The following is a 2,559-nucleotide window of genomic DNA, read 5'->3' on the forward strand; positions in this document are numbered from 1 at the left end:
CCGACCCCGGAAAATCGACATGCCGGATGAAACGGCGTATCGGCAGCCCGGCCTGCCGATTTGACCGGCGTCTCGTTGGTTACTCAAGCACACGTCATGAGCAGAGAGTCGAGGCCGCACATTGGTCTTCCGTGGACAGCAAGGTCTGATGGTGTTTCACCGCAGCTTCGCGAGAGGATTGCCCATTGGGCTGAAGTCTTGCATTCGCACATTCCCGCTCGGACGCTACGCGTAAAGGTGCACCCCGATTTCCTTTTATCTCGTCTCTTCATTTTTCCTTGATGATTTCGCGTATTGACCATCCTCCTAAATTCAGACTATATTCAGTCTTATCGTTCCAGGGAAGCGGACATCATGCAATACTCAACACATATCAAACCAATAAGTTATTTGAAAGAAAAGACTGCGTCCGTGGTCAAGGAAATTACCGAGAGTCGCGAGCCGATGATCATCACGCAAAATGGCGAGGCGACTTTCGTGGTCCAGGACATCAAGAGCTACGAGCAAACGCAGCAAACGATGGCGCTGCTGAAGATGTTGGCTTTAGGTCAAAAGGAAATCGAGCGGGGGGAGTTCGTGGATGCTGACGACGTCTTTGCGAAGATGGACAAGGAAGTGGCCGGATGACTTATCGGGTTGTCTTTCTAAAGAGTGCCCAGGCTGAACTCAAGAGCTTATATGCCAACTATCTTTTGCCCCGCTTTGGCGCCGACGTGGCCCGGGAAAAGTACCTTGCGATAAAAAACGCTGTCGAATTGTTGAAGTCCAATCCAAGGTTGGGCAGATCGGTTCCCGAACTCTCCGAGACAGGTTTCGAGCATTATCGGCAGATGATCGTGGAGGGCCTGAACAAAATCATCTATCAAATCGACGACGAAAAGAAAATGGTCTACGTGCACATCTTCTGCTCTACCCGCCAGGATTTTGAAACGATTTTTCGCGTAAGGCTGTTGAGTCGAGAGGAATGAACGAAGCCGTCGGACTAGGCTTTGCATGCGTCGCATAAAGAATTTCACGCCGTCAAAAACGGCGTGCTGTATTTTTGCAAGAACTGACCCCCAGTCTTTTCTTTCCTCACCCTCCCCGCAGATGCCCCACACTTTGACTGACATCATGGAACCCGCCAAACCCATCGTGATGTAATGAAAAAATAACAAGAAAGCGCAGGGAGCGTAGCAATCACCTCTGAGGGAGGGCTCTCATGTTGCGCATACCTGCACTGTTTGTCACGGTTCTGCTGTCTATTGCACTGACTGCTTGCGGAGGGGGTTCTTCCCGCGCTGGCTCAGGAATGCAATCCGGCTCCGTCGCTGGAACCACCACCGCAGTGGCCGCGCGAGTGGCGGCTGATTATCATCCCATCGTGCAGCAACTCTATGTTGCCTATTTCGGGCGGCCCGCTGATCCCTCCGGCCTGGCGAATTTTGCTGCGGAACTCGAGGCATTGCAGGCGCCCGATGATATCCAGAACTTGAACGCGGCATACGACAATAACCCGCCCTTGCGCGCGCTGATTGACAGCTTTGGCGTCAGCGAGGAATCGAAGGCTTTGTATCCGGGCGATACCAGAACATTCATCAGCGCCATCTATCTTCATGTGCTGAACCGGGCGCCGGATCAGGAAGGCCTGGCGTTCTGGGCGAATGCCGTTGACCACGGCAGCCTGACCAGGGCGAACGCTTCCTTCTCGATCATGGCAGGCGCGCTGGCCAATGCCTCGCCGCAGGGAAGGATGGATGCGCAGCTGATCGGCTGGCGCATGACGGCGGCATCGGCTTTTACGGGTTCGCTCACAGACGATGCCGTGGTGAAGGCGTACAGGGGAAATACGGCGGCGACCATCGCGCGCAACATGCTGTCGACGATCACTGCGGCGAGCGATATGGCAAAGGTACAAACGGCCATCGACTCGACGCGGCCCTTGCTCCTGGTCGCTGCACCTGCCGCGCCGACCACGCCTTCTGCGCCATTCTCGGCTGTGCTCGGCCTTGCGCCAGTTGAGGGCGCAATCATCAGCGCACCGGTGCGCCTTGAGGTCCATGGCAGCGCGATAGGAAATGTCGAACTCTTGCCGGCAATGGGGCAGATGCCGATCTACGCGAGGTTTAACGTTTCCGCGGATGGAACGTCGGCCTGGCTGGATCTGGATCCGCGAACACTTCCTGCTGCCACCTTGCCGTTCCGGTTGGTCGCCTGGAATGTCCCGCCCGGCGACGCCGGGCAGGCGATTGAAGTGATGCCGCCGCGCAGCTGGGCCATCCAGCATGTTGTGCCGCCACCGCCGCTCGCCGTCACGCTGGTGAAAGCGTCGCCGGATGGCGCGACCTTGAGCGGCGTGGTCGAGATCGAGGTGCAGGGCACCGGCATGGAAAATGTTGAATTGCTGCCTGAGAGCGGTTATACGCCCGTGCTGGCCCGGTTTGCGGTATCCGCAGACAAGACCGTTGCCCGCCTGTCTTTCGATACGCGCAATCTGCCGAACGCCTTGTTCCGTGTGAGGATCAGCGCCTTCGACGTCGCGCCCGGCAATTTCGGCGCCACCGAGCTGGTCGCCATGCC

The 2,559-nt window shown here is 56.9% G+C and carries 3 protein-coding genes; all 3 read left to right on the top strand.

What is annotated here, in order from left to right; translation table 11 throughout:
- Positions 1-354: 354 nt before the first annotated feature.
- Complete coding sequence (locus VJ651_RS03735) at positions 355-627, top strand: type II toxin-antitoxin system Phd/YefM family antitoxin (RefSeq protein ID WP_324106143.1); 273 nt, start codon at positions 355-357, stop codon at positions 625-627.
- On the top strand, positions 624-968 hold the full coding sequence (locus VJ651_RS03740; RefSeq protein ID WP_324106144.1) for a type II toxin-antitoxin system RelE/ParE family toxin: 345 nt from the start codon (positions 624-626) through the stop codon (positions 966-968). Before VJ651_RS03735 ends, VJ651_RS03740 begins: the two co-directional genes overlap by 4 nt.
- A gap of 323 nt (positions 969-1,291) precedes the next feature.
- On the top strand, positions 1,292-2,559 hold a 1,268-nt coding region (locus VJ651_RS03745; RefSeq protein ID WP_324106145.1), incomplete at its 3' end, for a DUF4214 domain-containing protein.

This window comes from Noviherbaspirillum sp. (genome assembly GCF_035254865.1).
GTDB lineage: Bacteria > Pseudomonadota > Gammaproteobacteria > Burkholderiales > Burkholderiaceae_D > Noviherbaspirillum.